Origin of the sequence: Endozoicomonas sp. NE40 (assembly GCF_040549045.1) — a bacterium.
Lineage (GTDB): Bacteria > Pseudomonadota > Gammaproteobacteria > Pseudomonadales > Endozoicomonadaceae > Endozoicomonas_A > Endozoicomonas_A lisbonensis.
Map to the genome: position 1 here is coordinate 2,433,258 of NZ_JBEWTB010000002.1, position 15,175 is coordinate 2,448,432.

Genomic DNA, 15,175 nt, shown 5'->3' on the forward strand with positions numbered 1-15,175 from the left:
CAAGCCTGCCTAATGTTCAGAAAGCGTAGTTCCCAGTAGTAACTCGAGCAAGTTGGCGCAGCAGGTGGTGATAACGCTCCGGCAAGAAATGTCGTATATAAAGAAAGCTCTCGAAGAACTGTTTTTTTGTTCTGAAATGAGCACGACTGCTTTCTTAAGGATGAATCGGTTGTATAAACTTATTCAGGCCTGGAAATATAAAAACCATCGTACCTATAATCCTTTAGGCTTGATGTAAGAGTAGTCGTCATTGCTTTGACCAACGGCATGGGAGACATAAAATCTGAACTCAAAAGGTTCAAAGTCAGGCATATCTCTGAAATTATCTTTTACGAATGTTCTATTCCTGTGTTCATAGGTGTCTGAATGAAGTACAACTTCACCTACAAGTTTGCTGCGGTCTTTTCTGATGTATCTCAGGGGAGTTTTTTGAACTAAAACGGGTGTTCTCGTTGAGAACTGAATTTCCTTTGTCACTTTTCTATTCCGGGATAAAGACAGGGTGGCCGTACCTTCGATTTTGGCGTTAAAAAGGTGTTTGTCAAAAGGAGTTAGTGTTAAAGTCAGCTCCCCTCCAAAAAGTCTTCTCATTGTAGTTCCATTCCACCGGGGGGAGTTCTTGCCGAATGGTATATCAGCAAATATTTCAACGGGGTTAATTCTTTCATCCTCGAAATACTCATACGTACCTATTCTGTCTTCCATAGCAGACGACCAATAAGCTTTGTTCTTAATGCGTTTCCAGGCTCTCACTCGTTTAGATAAATTCGTAGCTTGAAGATAGGTATAAAAGTCAGAGCTATGTGGAAATAATGGGTTATTTTCTATTTCAAAAAAAGTCAGACTGTATTTGCTTGCCTGCTGGTCATCAGTGTTATTATTAAAAGATACTAATTTATTGGTAGTGAAAGGAATAGCGCCAATTCTTTTATTGCCATTTATATAAATGGCCACCTTGATAACTCCAGACAGAGCAAAGTCATTGAATTTATCTGGTTTGTAATAATCGTGAGCATACAGCTTGAAGTGTTCCCTGCATAGCTTTTCTTCAAAAGAGTTAGGGTTTTGCCTAATATAGTTATCAAAGTCGTATACGGTTTCACTTTTTAAGGATTTGTCTAAATCTCTCGGTTTAAATGTAAACTGTTTGACTCCATGAGCGGTACAGTAAGAAATACCGCAGGTAAATGTGTAAGGTTTATAGTCACAGGGATAAATGCCGAAGTATTGATTTGGAATTGAAATAAAATTCTTCAAAGCCTCTGGAGGTAGTGTTGGAAATTTTCTAAAGATAAATGGTGTATCCAGATAAAATGATTTTGCAGGAGTGGTAGGTAAAGGCGTCGTTTGAGTTACTATTTGTGTTGTCGTTTGGTTTTGTTGAAGCATTTTTTCTCTTAATATTGCTTCTTGATAATGTTTGGGGATAGAACTTTTATTTAGCAAATTCCTGTATACGTTCTTAAAAGATTCAGAAAGTTGACTCCAGGGTATATCAACTTTTTTTCCATCTAACTTGTTGAACATGGACTTATCCGTTTCTGCTTTTTCACCGGCAAGACTGTATATAGCTCTGGAATCTGGTTGTGCAACCCATGGAAAAATGGAAATGACTAAGGAAGCACATTGTACAGAGTGTTTGAGCTTTGTTTTCATATAAACTACCTTCGTATTCTCACTTATTGACTCAGTAAGTTAGAGTTGACTGTATGCTTATTCAAAACATGAACTGAAAGTCTAGCCGAGAATCTTAGGATGGACATTAAGCTCAAGAAAACAGCATTTCCAGCGGCAGAATTCACCTTGAGCAGCCAGAATACGTTTGAACTACAGTATCAAAGCTGAACAAAAGTACTGCAAATAGTAGTAGATCAGTTGAAAAAACTGTAGACCTGTTTCAACCAGTCAGAACTCCTCGGGATAGCTGAACAACCGGGTTTCACTATACGACAGCGACATATACATCCTTTGGATTTTATCCTGTCACTTATTGCTGCCCTTGGTGATGATGGAAACTCTGACACTCCGGTTTATTTACACCGTAAATTTAACGGGTTGACTGACCTGAACGTGTCCTATCGCTCTTGGGCAAATCAGGCTGAAAAAGATGCTCTGCCCGCCCTTCGCACACGACTGGGATTGTGTCTAATGGGTGGGCTTAATGTCTACCTTTATTGTCGAAAGGGATGTTGAAATCAGTCATGAACCACTGGGTTTCCTTCTTGAGGTTCACTACAAGCTTCAACACTCAACATAGTTATAAAGACCTGATAGAATGCGACACTTGCTGATCAATCCAAATGGAAGTGTTATGACGAAGCCATTCGTTGCTATTCTAATGGGGTCTGATTCGGACCTGCCTAAGGTGCAGGCTGCAATCGATGTCCTGAAAAAACTGGATATTCCGGTTGAAGTAAAAGTGCATTCTGCACACCGAACTCCGGAAGCAACTCATCATTTTGTCACCGATGCTGACAAACGCGGCTGCGCTGCGTTTATTGCCTGTGCAGGCATGGCGGCTCATCTGGCAGGAGTTGTTGCTTCCCTGACCATCAAGCCGGTTATTGGTGTACCGATTGATGCGGGTCCACTGGACGGTCTGGACGCCCTGCTGTCTACCGTACAAATGCCGGGTGGCATTCCTGTGGCGACCGTTGCAATTGGTAAGGCCGGTGCTAAAAACGCAGGCTATCTGGCGGCACAAATCATTGCACTGGGTGACAAAGAGCTGGCTGACCGCCTGAAGATGGAGCGTCAGGCCAATGCTGAAGAAGTGCTGGCAAGAGATGCCGCCCTGCAAAATCAGTTGAACGGTTAATATGATTGCTACCCCTGATGTAACGCCTGAGGAAACTCCGGAAAACACTCTTACCGCACAGGCAGCGGTTGTCGTGGGTCAGGGGGGCATCATTGCCTATCCTACTGAAGCTGTATGGGGTCTGGGCTGTGATCCGTGGAACAGGGATGCGGTGTATCGCATTCTGGATATCAAAGCCCGCCCCATAGAAAAAGGCATGATTCTGGTAGCGGCGTCTGAGTCTCAGATTACGCCACTGCTGGAGCCGTTGACGACAACACAGCGGCAAACCCTTTCTGACAGCTGGCCAGGTCCATTCACCTGGCTGATTCCTGATATTAACCACTGGGTTCCGGACTGGGTAAAAGGCCAGTTTGATACCGTTGCGGTGCGTATCAGTGACCACCCGGTTGTACGGGCTTTATGTGAAGCTACCGGACACCCTCTGATTTCTACTTCTGCAAACCGGGCTGGAGAACCTCCTTTATTAACCGGGCTGGCGCTACACCAGCATTTTGGTACGCAGGTCGACCTGATCGTACCCGGGGAAACCGGTTCACAAAATACACCCTCTGAAATTCGTGACTTACGAACCGGGCAGATCATCCGGTCCGGCTAGGTTGCCGATATACGCCATCTACGCGTATGGGATGAAAAATGACAAAGATAAAAACAGAACAGGTCAAACACTATTTACTGTCACTGCAGGACGCTATCTGTGCCGCCATTGAAGAGCAGGATGGCGATTCGACTTTTCGTGAGGAAAGCTGGGAATACCACGGTGGCGGCGGAGGGCGTGCGCGAGTACTTGAAGGTGGTCGTGTATTTGAAAAAGCAGGTGTAAACTTTTCATTTGTTACCGGCGAACGGCTGCCTGCTTCAGCAACGGCTAAACGCCCGGAACTGGAAGGCCGGAGCTTTCAGGCCATGGGCGTGTCACTGGTTATTCACCCGAACAACCCTTTTGTCCCGACCTCTCATGCCAATGTTCGACTGATGGTGGCAGAAAAAGAAGGGGAAGAGCCGGTCTGGTGGTTTGGTGGCGGTTACGACCTGACACCTTATTACGGTTTTGAAGAAGACTGCAAACACTGGCACACCACGGCAAAGGCAGCCTGTGAACCTTTTGGTAAAGACGTTTATCCACGCTATAAAAAATGGTGCGATGACTACTTTTTCCTGAAACACCGTAACGAGCCAAGAGGAATTGGCGGGCTGTTTTATGACGATCTGAACGAATGGCCTTTCGAGCGTTGTTTTGAGTTTATGCAGGCCGTTGGCAGCAGCTACATTGATGCCTACATTCCTATTGTTGAAAAGCGCAGGCAAACCCCTTTCACTGAGCAGCACAAGCAGTTTCAGCAGTATCGACGTGGACGGTATGTTGAATTTAACCTGGTCTATGACCGTGGCACTTTGTTTGGTTTACAGTCAGGGGGGCGTACAGAGTCTATCCTGATGTCGTTACCACCGGTCGTACACTGGAATTACAACTGGCAGCCACAACCGGGAAGTGAAGAAGCACGCCTGTATGACTATTTTCTAAAGCCCAGAGACTGGGCAGACGAGCCTGAGGAGAGTCGTTAATGGCTGGCCCTGTTGACCTGTATGCTGTGATGGGAAACCCCGTTGCTCACAGTAAATCACCCTGGATACATACCTTATTTGCCAGCCAGACGGACCAGCGGCTGCATTATAACGCCCGACTGGTACCTGTGGACGGTTTTGATGAAGCCATTAACCACTTCTTTAAAGACGAACTTGGCAGTCACGGTTTAAGCATCACGGTTCCTTTCAAGGAGCAGGCGTGGGAGTGTGCGCAGCACCGCACTGTCCGGGCTGAAAAAGCCGGGGCAGTGAATACTCTGTGGATAAGTAACGACGGTGTGCTTCATGGCGATAATACCGACGGTCTGGGGCTGGTGCGTGATTTAACCGTGAATCATCAGGTTGACCTGGAAAACGCCCGACTTCTTATTCTGGGCGCTGGCGGTGCTGTGCGTGGTGTGCTGGAACCCATACTGGAACAGAAACCAGCGGAACTGGTGATAGCGAACCGCACCGTCAGCAAAGCTGAAGCGCTGGCTGAACTGTTTCCCGGTCAGCCTGTTTCCGCAGGTGGCTTTGCCGACCTGTCAGGGTCTTTTGACCTGATTATTAACGGTACTTCAGCCAGCTTACAGGGTGACCTCCCTCCCCTGCCCGCTGAGATTGTTGATGAACAGACCGTCTGCTACGACATGATGTACGCCAGAGAAATAACCGTATTCAACCAGTGGGGTCTGGCGCAGGGTGCCAGACAGGCGATTGATGGTCTGGGCATGCTGGTGGAGCAGGCGGCAGAACAGTTTAAGATCTGGCGTGGCGTACGTCCGGACACGGCTGCTGTACTGCAACAACTCCGGGAAGACATGGCTGTTTCAAAAGAGACTGTCTGATGAAACTGACTAACCTGCAAAAAGGCGACCTGCTGTTTCAGCTGCGTTCAGGCGGTGAGCTGGAGTACGCCATCAGTCGTGTTTTTGCCGGTTACAATGGTATGTTGCTGAACCATGTGGCGGTCTATTGTGGTGAAGGGAAGCGCGGTGAAGGAAAAGTGGTTGAAGCGACCATGCCGCAAGTGCGCTGCATCAGTCTGGAACATTTTCTACAACGTTCTGTTCTTGATACTTCCGGACGACACTGCGTTGTTCATGCCAGACTGTTGCCTGAGTATCTGCACCTGAATGAAAAAGCGGTAGGGTTTATTCTTGACCAGTTGGATAAACCCTATGACTGCCACTATACCAGCAAGGAAAAAGGCTGGTATTGCAGTGAACTGATTCTGGAAGCCTGGCGATTTGCCAACCGTGGTCATTTTGTTTTTCCACAAACCCCCATGGGTTTCAGGGATATGGAAACCCATGAACTGCTCCCCTACTGGGTGCAGCATTATAATAAAGCCCGCAAGCCAATCCCTGAAGGTGAACCCGGCTCTCATCCGGCTTTACTGTCCTGTTCGGAAAAAATAGACATTCTGAGTGTGACTGGGCAGTTGCCTTCGAGATTAAATTCATTCGGGATTATTGATTCTCCAGTACAGGTCGTTTGATAGCCATGCTGGTTCCCACCCAAAACATTATTTATAGAACAGGGGGACGAGGGGAACTTATACAAAAAAGGGGAATCTGATAGAAGCAAAAGAACATTAGAAGAGATACAGATTATGCAGTCTCTGGAAAGTACGTCCCCTAACAGTATATATGCAGGTACTTTAGAGAATACACAGCCAGAAAAAAAAAGTGGTGCTGCCCCTTTAGACGTTCAGACAGTATACCTGCCAGGACAATCAAGCCCTTATGAATACCCAGAAATAAAAAGCAGGGCTGTTGCCATAGAAACAGACTGTAGTCTGAACCATGACAAGCATTTTAACGCTATCTGGAATGCAATCCTGAATGGATTTTCAAATTCAGAATTTACAGGAGTGAGAATTTATCGTAACCAAAACATCCCTACAATAATGGTAAAGTCCCATGAAAGAGAGTCTCTGAAATCACTTTCTCAGCCTTTGACGGCTCTCACTGAAGATAAAGACATACCCATAAAACATAAGCATGAAATATTAAATTTAATATATGAGGAAATAGAAAAACATCAGGATTTCAATAAAAGTCAGAAGAGGTTTTTAAAAAACCTTATAAATGATGTAAAAATATACCAATCTATACACTTTGACTTTAATAAAATGCTTGAAAAAAGCTCGACTAAAGAAGATGAAAATTTATTTTTGCATAAGCTATTTATTGAAAGAGATAGAGCTGTTGATGAAAAAGGTAACGAATTTGGCGGTTTTGTTTTTGAAGATGAGCCATCTTTTTTAAATAAAACATCATTATGTTTTATGAGTCTTTTAAACTGCATAATAAGCAAAAAAAAAATAACCTATAAAGAACTTCGAATTGCTGCTTCAATACTTTATTCAGTTGAATCGACCCCTGGTAACTATTACGATTTAGTCCCTAAAGAAGGCAGTCTTGAGTCAATAAAAGACTTTCTGGAAGGTGGAGAAGTCATCGATATGGTTACTAATAATTACTACTTCAGAGAAAGTGTTAAGTTTACAGATTTTATGGACAGAATGTTTAATCAAGAACTCGGTTTATCTTATTGTGGAATCAGACGAACAAAAAACACGATTAATAAAAAATATGCCATCAGTGACAAAACAATAGATGAGCTACAACGGAGTGGCAATAAAATGTATGATTTTAAGATGAAAGATGAAGATAATGGTTTTTGGAGTTTAATGTCAAATAAAAAACTCTATGTATTTCTCGTGAATTATTACCCGAAATGCTATAAAGTTGGAAAAATTCCTTTATCTATATCAGTTGTCGTTAAGAAACCTTTTAGTGAGCACAAGCCAGATATTGTCAATTTATTATTAAAGAACTATTACGAGGATATTAAATCTGAAGACAGCAGTCTGGAGAAAATAACTAAAGTTATTAATCTGTGCTGCTCTATACAAAGACTTCATCCATTTATGGATGGTAACGGGCGATCCTGCTTTGCTGCACTGGTTCCTGCCTTACTGTTTGAGCGAGGTCTACTTCTCCACCAGACAATAAAAGACCCATGGAGCATGATCGATACCTGTAAACCTTCTCGTATTGCGGCTGAATTTCTCCCTTATTGTACAGATGCCCCCGTTCTTACAGAAGCAATTGACTTGCAGCCCTACCTTTCAAATGAGCAGAAACTCATTCTGGCTTGTGCTGAAGGTGACATAGAAGGAGTTAAATTCATTTTTGACAACTACCCTCATCTGGATCAGCCAGAGGTTCAAATTATACCCTGGAAAAAACTAAACCTTCTAAAGTGGAGTAAAGATCATGGTCAGAATGAGGTTTATAACTTTTTAAAGGAGCGTTATCGCCCTGCAGGCGGCTGCAGGCCAGGATGTAAAATTCAATAACCGTCCCAGAGCTGCAGACGCTTTTAAAAAAGGGAGAACTGCCCGATATCGGGCAGTCACCAAAAAGCTCTATTTACGGAAGCTCTGAAGATACAACAACTCCAGCGCAATCGTCGCTCCGGCCAGTGCCGTAATGTCGCTGTGGTCATAAGCCGGGCAGACTTCCACCACATCCATTCCAACAATATCCAGCCCTTTTAAGCCTCGCAGGATTTTCAAAGCCCTGTCAGTGGTCAGACCGCCACAGGCCGGTGTGCCGGTTCCCGGTGCGTAAGCCGGATCAAGGCTGTCGATATCAAAGGTGAGATATATACGACGATCACCAACAATTTGACGAATTTTCTCTACCACCTCATCGACAGGGGCATCATTAACATAGTCAGCCTCCAGTACATTAAATGGTGTGTTTTTATAGTCGTATGTTGTACGAATACCAACCTGTACCGAAGCCTGTGGATCAATCAGCCCTTCTACCTGAGCGTGATAAAACATAGTGCCGTGATCAAACTTAGCGCCATTGTCGTAATCATCGGTGTGGGCGTCAAAATGAACCAGAGCCATTTCACCGTAATGCTTTGCATGAGCCCGCATCAGCGGCAAAGAGACATAATGGTCACCACCGAAACAGAGTAATGTCTTGCCAGCAGCAATCAAGCCGTCAGCATGTTCAAACAAGTGGTCACACATTTGCTGGGCATCGCCAAAATCAAACACCAGGTCGCCACAGTCTTCGATGGACAGACGTTTGGTAATATCAAAATTCCACGGCCAGCGCCCGCCTTCCCAGGCCAGGTTCTTGGATGCTTTGCGGATGGCCTCAGGCCCCAGTCGACTGCCGCTGCGGCCTGTGGTGGCCAGATCAAACGGAATGCCGGTGACAATCACATCAGCACTGCTGTTCTGTGGATGGAAGTTCAAAGGCTGGCGCAGATAGCCAAAGGCATTGGCATACAGGGAGTGGTCTTCCCTTTGTCCTAAGGTACTCATAGTTTCTCCGCCTCCACCCGGGCATGTCCGGAGTGCTGATAATGTCTGAAACTCATATCATATCCACAACTCAGAGGCAGATCGCAACTAGACATGCACAGATAGTCCTGACCTTCTGGCAGTGTCTGCTCAGCGTTAAAGCCAATCAGGTCCCAGCAACCGGGATTCAGTGCTTCCAGCAGAATCCGGATGACATGATTGCTCTCCAGATCCATGTTGGTTTCAAAGCTAACGTAGGAACTGTCCTCCTGCGGTGTAATATGAAAGGTCGCATAACGATTCCCCTTAATCGCATTCAGGGAATAACCAAAGGGTTCAAACAGCCAGTCACTGATTGCAAAGCCCGGCAGGATCTCATCCAGTCTTAACAGGCTGCGAATTCCTTCAATGGTCTGGCCTTCAGTGCGCAGGTAATCGGCATTTTTACCTTTGATGTGGTACATCAACAGCTCACTGGTGCTATCGTCGGCTTCCGGCTGATAAGGCTTATCCAGATGAAAAACGTAGTTGTGATGACTGTCCAGATGACCCAGACGAAACGCGTAACCTTCGAGACGTTTACCCAGGCGCTCAATATCTTCCTCAAAGGAGCTTTTCTGCAGGTGTGACTGGTACTCGTTTTTACGTTGAAAACTGGCAAAATGGATGTGTTCCTGCGGGAAATGATCCAGAAAGTGCAGGGTCGCATCCACCAGGGTTGTGGTACCGCAGGTCAGCATCAGAAAGCGATCGTGCCAGACAAACAGGCTGGATTCAGACAACAGGTAAGCGTCGCAGTGTTCGTTGCTGATGGTATCCAGAATTTCTGCCTGGGCTTTGGTGACGACACCCGCCCAGAAATCTTTACCCATCGCACGCAGTGAGCCTGCTTCGGGCGCTGTTACCATTTCAACTTTCTTTTCCGAGCCTTCAAAAAACATCACAGCTCATTCCCTCCGACGTATTCGAGGTAGGTATAACCCCGCAGTCCTGATTCCAGTTCGGCCAGTGTGGCCTGTTGTTCGTTAAGTGGCAGGCTTTCCCTGACCAGCTGCCGGTAAGTACGCAAAAAGCTTTCCGGTTGCAGATTGACGTAGCGCAGCACGTCTTCCACCGTGTCGCCGGGCTGATATTCAGTGACTTCAACCAGTCCCAGATCCGTTATACGTACCGAAGCCGTATCCGCGTCGCCAAACAGGTTGTGCATATCGCCCAGAATTTCCTGATAGGCACCCACCATGAAAATACCAATCAGGTAAGGCTTATCAGGATGCCAGGTGGGTACCGGCAAAGTGGTTTCAATGCCCTGACCATCAACGTACTGGTTGATCACGCCGTCGGAGTCGCAGGTAACGTCAAGCATCACGGCACGTTTTTCCGGCGGCCTGTCCAGCCCGGACAGCGGCAGAACCGGAAACACCTGATCAATTCCCCAGGCATCGGGCAGAGACTGGAACAGGGAGAAGTTGACATAGAATTTGTCCGCCAGCTTCTCACTCAGCTCATCAATCAATGGCCGGTGCGCCCGGTTGCGGGTGGACAGGCGTTTTTTCAGGGTATGACAGATACGCAGGTTAACGTTTTCTGCCCAGGCCCGGTGTTCCAGCCCCAGCAGACCCATTTCAAACTGCGTATGTACTTCGGCAAGGTCAGCCTGACTGTCGTGATAGACTTCCACCAGGGCGCGCTGGCTCAACCCCCGGGCCAGATCCTGCCAGGAACTCCACATATTGTGCAGCAGGCGGGGAGCGTCGTCGGCAGGTGCATTCAGCAGTTCCGGCTCGTAGCTTTCCACACCGACAACATCGGTAATCAGTACGGCATGATGGGCGGTCAGGTTACGACCGGACTCGGAAATAATGCCCGGAGCTGGCAGGTCGTACTGTTTACACAGGTCGCCAATGGTATAGACGATATTGTTCGCATATTCCTGCAGGCTGTAGTTCATGGAACAGTGGCTCTGGCTGCGGGTACCTTCATAGTCCACCGCAAGGCCACCGCCAACATCCAGAAATTTCACCGGAGCGCCCATGCGATACAGCTCGGCATAAATACGGCCACATTCGCTGACAGCCTTGCGAACGTCACGAATGTTGGCAATCTGAGACCCAAGATGGAAATGCAGCAGTTGCAGGCAGTCCAGATGTTCTTCCTGTTTCAACCGATCTATAACATGCAACACCTGACTGGCAGACAGCCCGAACTTGGATTTCTCGCCACCGCTGGCTTGCCACTTACCTTTACCCTGGGAAGCAAGACGAACCCGTAAGCCCAGCCTTGGTTTTACGCCCAGTTTGGCGGCTTCAGCGAGCACCATATCCAGCTCGGTGAGTTTTTCCAGAACGATGTAAACCTGATGCCCCAGCTTTTCACCAATCAGAGCCAGCCGAACGTATTCCCGGTCTTTGTAACCGTTGCAGACAATAACCGAGCTGGCTCGTTTCGCCAGAGCCAGCACAGCCAGCAGCTCCGGTTTACTACCGGACTCCAGACCCAGCTGACGGTTCTGGCGGGCAGACTGGCTTTCCAGAATTTCTTCCACCACGGCGCGCTGCTGATTGACCTTGATCGGGTACACCGCCAGATACTGGTTGTCGTAACCATAGTCGTGAATGGCACGGTTAAAGGTATTGCACAGAGAATCGACCCGGTCATGAATAATTTCCGGGAAACGCACCAGCACCGGCAGAGACACCCCCTGCCGGGTTAGCTGATGGGCAATGGTGTCCAGGTTAACCGGAGGTTTGCCCTTCATATTCACTGTTACATTGCCATTGTCGTTCAGGTCAAAATAGTCCTGGCTCCAGTAGCGAATGTTGTAGGTGGAACGGGCTTCTTCCACGTTCCAGCTTTCAGCGACGCTGCTTTCTGTTTTCTGGTCAGACAGGGGTTCTCCCAGCACTGCCTGCGCCGGGAAAGGTCTGCTGTCACTAAAGTCTTCAGTGTTATCCATTTAGCTTTTTACTCTGGAAAAACCAGCCTCTTTTCGCTCATGGCTGCTTGTCACGAGGCTTCTTTTCTTGCGCTTTCTGCTTTCTCAATGGCTTCTTCAACGTAGCGTGGCAGTGCAAAGGCACCGTGGTGCAGAGCCGGTGTGTAGTAACGGGTGTTAATGCCGCTGGCTTCAAAACGACTGGTCAGCTCTTCAACGCTGACTTTGCGTGCTTCTGTGTCGTCCGTTCCCCATGCCAGGGTCATTACGCCACAGGCGTAAGTCGGAATGGCGGCAGCATAGAAATGACAGTCTTTAACGTAGCTGCCCAGACGCATTGCAGTGGTTTCCACTTCTTCCAGCTGCATCAGCGGTACGCCGTTTTGGGCGACGAAGATGCCTTTTTCAGTCAGCAGGCGTTTGCAGCCGTTGTAGAAATCGGAGGAGAACAGCACTTCACCCGGACCAATCGGGTCTGTGCAGTCAGAGATAATCACGTCGAAGCTCTTGTCCGCTGCTTTTTCCGGGTTGTTAACAAACTTGACGCCGTCGTCGATCACCAGGTTGACACGAGGATCTTCATAGGAACCGGCAGAGTGGTTTGGCAGCCACTGTTTGCACATATCTACAACCGCCTGGTCAATTTCAACCATGGTGACATGCTCAACACTCTTGTGTTTCAGCACTTCACGCAAAATACCGCCGTCACCACCACCGATAATCAGTACACGCTTTGCACTGCCATGAGCCAGAACGGGTACATGGGTCAGCATTTCGTGGTAAATAAACTCGTCTTTTTCGGTGGTCTGGATCACTCCGTCCAGCGCCATGACACGACCAAAGACTTCGTTCTCAAAAATAATCAGGTGCTGATGTTCGGTTTTGTCTTCAAACAGTACCTTGTCAACGGTAAAGCTCTGTCCGTAACCGGAGTACAGGGTTTCCAGATAAGTGTTGTCTTTGTGCATCATTGAATCCTTTAACAGCTCTTTAACAGCGATCAATGCAGAAATGCCGCCTCTTCATCCCGGTGGATGGGGCAAGCTCTCTGCCTGAGCGCAGTGATTCGCGCAGTAGATAGGGTAGTAGACCGTAAATACGGAAAACGGTTCTGACCTGTTTTGTTCAGGTCAGCCAGTCAGGGGTAGGTGAACAACCATGAGTGAAAAGAGGAAAGGTCACTCTTATGTGAAGAATGATGTGAAGAAGTCTTACGAATTCGATTGATGAAGTTGATAACTGAATCTGAATGCAGAGAAGCATTTCGGGCTGGCCGGGAAAGGGTGGCCAGTAAGCAGGTTGGTTTGTACATCAGAGTCACTCCACAATTAATTCCGCACGTTTGTTTCCCCGGCAGCGCTTTCATTGAAGAAAGTCGGGTCGATTTAACGCACGGTTCAGACTTTGAGAACCATAAGTTCCTCAGGTTGTTTGGTTTCAGGTTGCGTGTATCAGGAAAGGTGCGAATTAAACCTTTGAACTTATTTAAAGACAAGCAAAAAATGGAACAAATATAGGCGAACCCTATGCGGATTGCCGCAGTTCAGGTATTCGGGCAGGCGACTTTGTGCTGGTTACCTTTATCCTGAAAGTCCGGTTTTATCCGGGCGCAGTCCTGTTTGGCGACAGGGCAGCGGGTTCGGAAAACGCAGCCGGAAGGCGGGTTGATGGGGGATGGCAGATCGCCTTCGAGCAGTTCGATGGTCTGGTTATTCAATTTACTGCGTTCAAGGTGAGGGTCTGGCACTGATACGGAAGCCAGCAACGCCCGGGTGTAAGGATGCATGGGTTGAGCATACAGCTGTTCCGAATTCGCTGATTCCATTTCACTGCCAAGATACATAACCAGCACACGGTCGCTGATATGCTTCACGACACTGAGGTCGTGGGCGATAAACAGCAGTGCCAGCCCCATCTCCTGCTGCAATGCCTGTAACAGATTAATCACCTGTGCCTGAATGGAGACATCCAGCGCACTCACCGGCTCATCACAGATCACCAGTTGGGGTTTCAGTATCAGAGCCCGGGCGATGCCCACCCGCTGGCACTGACCGCCTGAAAACTCATGAGGGTAGCGGTTAATAACATTGGGCAGTAACCCTACCCTGTCCATCATTTCTCTGACTTGCTGGCGAACGACCGGCTTTGACAACTCTGGCTGATAGTTCCGCAGTGGTTCGGCAATGATGTCGCCAATGGTCAAGCGTGGGTTCAGGGATGCCAGCGGGTCCTGAAAGATCATCTGAATTTGCTGTTGTATGTCCCGGCGCTCCTGCTTCTTTAAACCGGTAACAGACCTGCCCTGCCAGATCACCTCCCCTGCTGTTGCCGCTGTCAAACCAATAATGGCTCTTGCCAGGGTTGATTTGCCACAGCCAGACTCCCCGACAATGCCAAGGGTTTCCCCTGCCGACAGGTCAAAGCTTATGCCGTCAACGGCTTTGAGCACAGGAGACTTCTGCCACGGCCAGGTTTTGTCACCCGTCACCGGAAAATGCACTTTGAGGTTTCGAACACTTAATAATGGAGCATTGTTCATGGTTTAACCTCGCTTTCCGGTTTCCAGAAACAGGCTCGTTGTCGCTGGTCTGCAAAGGTTCTGAGTTCAGGTTGTGAGTGTTGGCAGTTGCTTGAGGTATGTTGGCAGCGTTCCTGAAAGGGACAGCCCGGTGGCAGGTTCAGCAGATTGGGCGGGTTGCCGGGAATAGAAACCAGCTCTGTGGAATGACTGTCAATGCGGGGAATTGATGCCAGCAGAGCCTGAGTGTAAGGGTGGGAGGGATTGTAGAAAATATCGTCTGTTGTACCGTACTCCATGGTCTGGCCGGCGTACATCACCAGTACTTTGTCGCAGAGTCCGGCAATGATGCCAAGATCATGGGAGATGAGAATAATCGATGTGCCAAAGTCCTGCTTCAGCTCCTGCAGTAATACCATGATCTGCGCCTGAACCGTCACATCCAGAGCCGTTGTGGGCTCGTCAGCAATCAGCAGTCCGGGCTGGCAAAGCAATGCCATGGCGATGACCACCCGCTGGCGCATACCGCCCGAAAATTCGTGAGGATACATGGACATGCGCTGGCGGGCTTCCGGCATTTTTACGGCATCGAGCATTCTGACGGATTCTGCAAACGCCGCTTTTTTATTCATACCCTTGTGATGCTGCAGAACTTCCATCAGCTGGGGTCCCACTTTCATATAAGGGTTCAGGGAAGTCATTGGGTCCTGAAAAATCATGGCGATCTGGTTAGCCCTGATTTTATTCATTTCAGAATCAGGCAGGGCCAGCAGGTTTTGATCTGAAAAGATGGCTGAGCCTTTCACTGAACCGTTTTTTGCCAGCAACCCCATCAGGGCGAACGCGGTCTGTGTTTTGCCGGAGCCGGACTCGCCAACCAGTCCAAGGGTTTCACCGGCCTGCAAAGAGAAATTCAGCCGGTTCACCGCGACGACTTCACCGTCAGGGGTATTGAAGCGAACTTCCAGATCATTAACCGTTAACAGGCTCATTCACTTCTTC

Annotated in this window: 13 protein-coding genes; 6 read left to right on the forward strand and 7 right to left on the reverse strand. The window is 47.9% G+C overall.

Going from position 1 to position 15,175, the window contains the following annotated elements; all coding sequences use genetic code 11:
• Window positions 1-213 precede the first annotated feature (213 nt).
• Window positions 214-1,656 (reverse strand): hypothetical protein, encoded by a 1,443-nt coding sequence (locus tag V5J35_RS12065; protein ID WP_354007372.1) that lies wholly within the window; start codon window positions 1,654-1,656, stop codon window positions 214-216.
• A 655-nt stretch (window positions 1,657-2,311) separates the two neighbouring features.
• Between V5J35_RS12065 and purE the strand changes: the two genes are divergently transcribed.
• The 6 genes from purE (at window position 2,312) to V5J35_RS12095 (ending at window position 7,757) form a co-directional block, all read left to right on the forward strand.
• Window positions 2,312-2,818 carry a 5-(carboxyamino)imidazole ribonucleotide mutase gene (gene purE, locus V5J35_RS12070; RefSeq protein ID WP_354007373.1) on the forward strand — a complete coding sequence of 169 codons (507 nt, stop codon included), beginning with the start codon at window positions 2,312-2,314 and terminating at the stop codon, window positions 2,816-2,818.
• A gap of 1 nt (window position 2,819) precedes the next feature.
• Window positions 2,820-3,416 carry an L-threonylcarbamoyladenylate synthase type 1 TsaC gene (gene tsaC, locus V5J35_RS12075; protein WP_354007374.1) on the forward strand — a complete coding sequence of 199 codons (597 nt, stop codon included), beginning with the start codon at window positions 2,820-2,822 and terminating at the stop codon, window positions 3,414-3,416.
• A 38-nt stretch (window positions 3,417-3,454) separates the two neighbouring features.
• Window positions 3,455-4,384 (forward strand): oxygen-dependent coproporphyrinogen oxidase, encoded by a 930-nt coding sequence (gene hemF / locus V5J35_RS12080; protein WP_354007375.1) that lies wholly within the window; start codon window positions 3,455-3,457, stop codon window positions 4,382-4,384.
• Window positions 4,384-5,235 (forward strand): shikimate dehydrogenase, encoded by an 852-nt coding sequence (gene aroE / locus V5J35_RS12085; RefSeq protein ID WP_354007376.1) that lies wholly within the window; start codon window positions 4,384-4,386, stop codon window positions 5,233-5,235. Before hemF ends, aroE begins: the two co-directional genes overlap by 1 nt.
• Entirely contained in the window at window positions 5,235-5,888 is a 654-nt protein-coding gene (locus V5J35_RS12090) for a YiiX/YebB-like N1pC/P60 family cysteine hydrolase (RefSeq protein WP_354007377.1), read from the forward strand. The genes aroE and V5J35_RS12090 overlap by 1 nt, the downstream gene beginning before the upstream one ends.
• Before the next feature lie 114 nt (window positions 5,889-6,002).
• Window positions 6,003-7,757 (forward strand): Fic family protein, encoded by a 1,755-nt coding sequence (locus tag V5J35_RS12095; RefSeq protein ID WP_354007378.1) that lies wholly within the window; start codon window positions 6,003-6,005, stop codon window positions 7,755-7,757.
• Window positions 7,758-7,826: 69 nt separating this feature from the next.
• Here V5J35_RS12095 and speB read toward each other — a convergent pair whose 3' ends face one another.
• From speB to oppD, 6 genes are all read right to left on the reverse strand, one after another.
• Window positions 7,827-8,744: an agmatinase gene (gene speB / locus V5J35_RS12100; protein WP_354007379.1), complete on the reverse strand. Its 918-nt coding sequence runs from the start codon at window positions 8,742-8,744 to the stop codon at window positions 7,827-7,829.
• Complete coding sequence (locus tag V5J35_RS12105; RefSeq protein WP_354011287.1) at window positions 8,741-9,664, reverse strand: adenosylmethionine decarboxylase; 924 nt, start codon at window positions 9,662-9,664, stop codon at window positions 8,741-8,743. The genes speB and V5J35_RS12105 overlap by 4 nt, the downstream gene beginning before the upstream one ends.
• Window positions 9,664-11,676, reverse strand: a complete 2,013-nt coding sequence (gene speA, locus V5J35_RS12110) for a biosynthetic arginine decarboxylase (protein ID WP_354007380.1) — start codon at window positions 11,674-11,676, stop codon at window positions 9,664-9,666. Before speA ends, V5J35_RS12105 begins: the two co-directional genes overlap by 1 nt.
• A 50-nt stretch (window positions 11,677-11,726) precedes the next feature.
• Window positions 11,727-12,623, reverse strand: coding sequence for a polyamine aminopropyltransferase (speE, locus tag V5J35_RS12115; RefSeq protein WP_354016532.1), 897 nt, complete (start codon window positions 12,621-12,623; stop codon window positions 11,727-11,729).
• A gap of 575 nt (window positions 12,624-13,198) precedes the next feature.
• Window positions 13,199-14,194 carry a murein tripeptide/oligopeptide ABC transporter ATP binding protein OppF gene (gene oppF, locus V5J35_RS12120; RefSeq protein WP_354007382.1) on the reverse strand — a complete coding sequence of 332 codons (996 nt, stop codon included), beginning with the start codon at window positions 14,192-14,194 and terminating at the stop codon, window positions 13,199-13,201.
• Entirely contained in the window at window positions 14,191-15,165 is a 975-nt protein-coding gene (gene oppD, locus V5J35_RS12125) for an oligopeptide ABC transporter ATP-binding protein OppD (protein ID WP_354007383.1), read from the reverse strand. Before oppD ends, oppF begins: the two co-directional genes overlap by 4 nt.
• Window positions 15,166-15,175 lie beyond the last annotated feature (10 nt).

Coding starts and splice junctions, on each gene's coding strand:
- speB (WP_354007379.1), bottom strand. CDS start 8,744: ATGAGTACCTTAGGACAAAGGGAAGACCACTCCCTGTATGCCAATGCC.
- V5J35_RS12090 (WP_354007377.1), top strand. CDS start 5,235: ATGAAACTGACTAACCTGCAAAAAGGCGACCTGCTGTTTCAGCTGCGT.
- V5J35_RS12095 (WP_354007378.1), top strand. CDS start 6,003: ATGCAGTCTCTGGAAAGTACGTCCCCTAACAGTATATATGCAGGTACT.
- V5J35_RS12065 (WP_354007372.1), bottom strand. CDS start 1,656: ATGAAAACAAAGCTCAAACACTCTGTACAATGTGCTTCCTTAGTCATT.
- oppD (WP_354007383.1), bottom strand. CDS start 15,165: ATGAGCCTGTTAACGGTTAATGATCTGGAAGTTCGCTTCAATACCCCT.
- speE (WP_354016532.1), bottom strand. CDS start 12,623: ATGCACAAAGACAACACTTATCTGGAAACCCTGTACTCCGGTTACGGA.
- tsaC (WP_354007374.1), top strand. CDS start 2,820: ATGATTGCTACCCCTGATGTAACGCCTGAGGAAACTCCGGAAAACACT.
- V5J35_RS12105 (WP_354011287.1), bottom strand. CDS start 9,664: ATGTTTTTTGAAGGCTCGGAAAAGAAAGTTGAAATGGTAACAGCGCCC.
- purE (WP_354007373.1), top strand. CDS start 2,312: ATGACGAAGCCATTCGTTGCTATTCTAATGGGGTCTGATTCGGACCTG.
- oppF (WP_354007382.1), bottom strand. CDS start 14,194: ATGAACAATGCTCCATTATTAAGTGTTCGAAACCTCAAAGTGCATTTT.
- hemF (WP_354007375.1), top strand. CDS start 3,455: ATGACAAAGATAAAAACAGAACAGGTCAAACACTATTTACTGTCACTG.
- speA (WP_354007380.1), bottom strand. CDS start 11,676: ATGGATAACACTGAAGACTTTAGTGACAGCAGACCTTTCCCGGCGCAG.
- aroE (WP_354007376.1), top strand. CDS start 4,384: ATGGCTGGCCCTGTTGACCTGTATGCTGTGATGGGAAACCCCGTTGCT.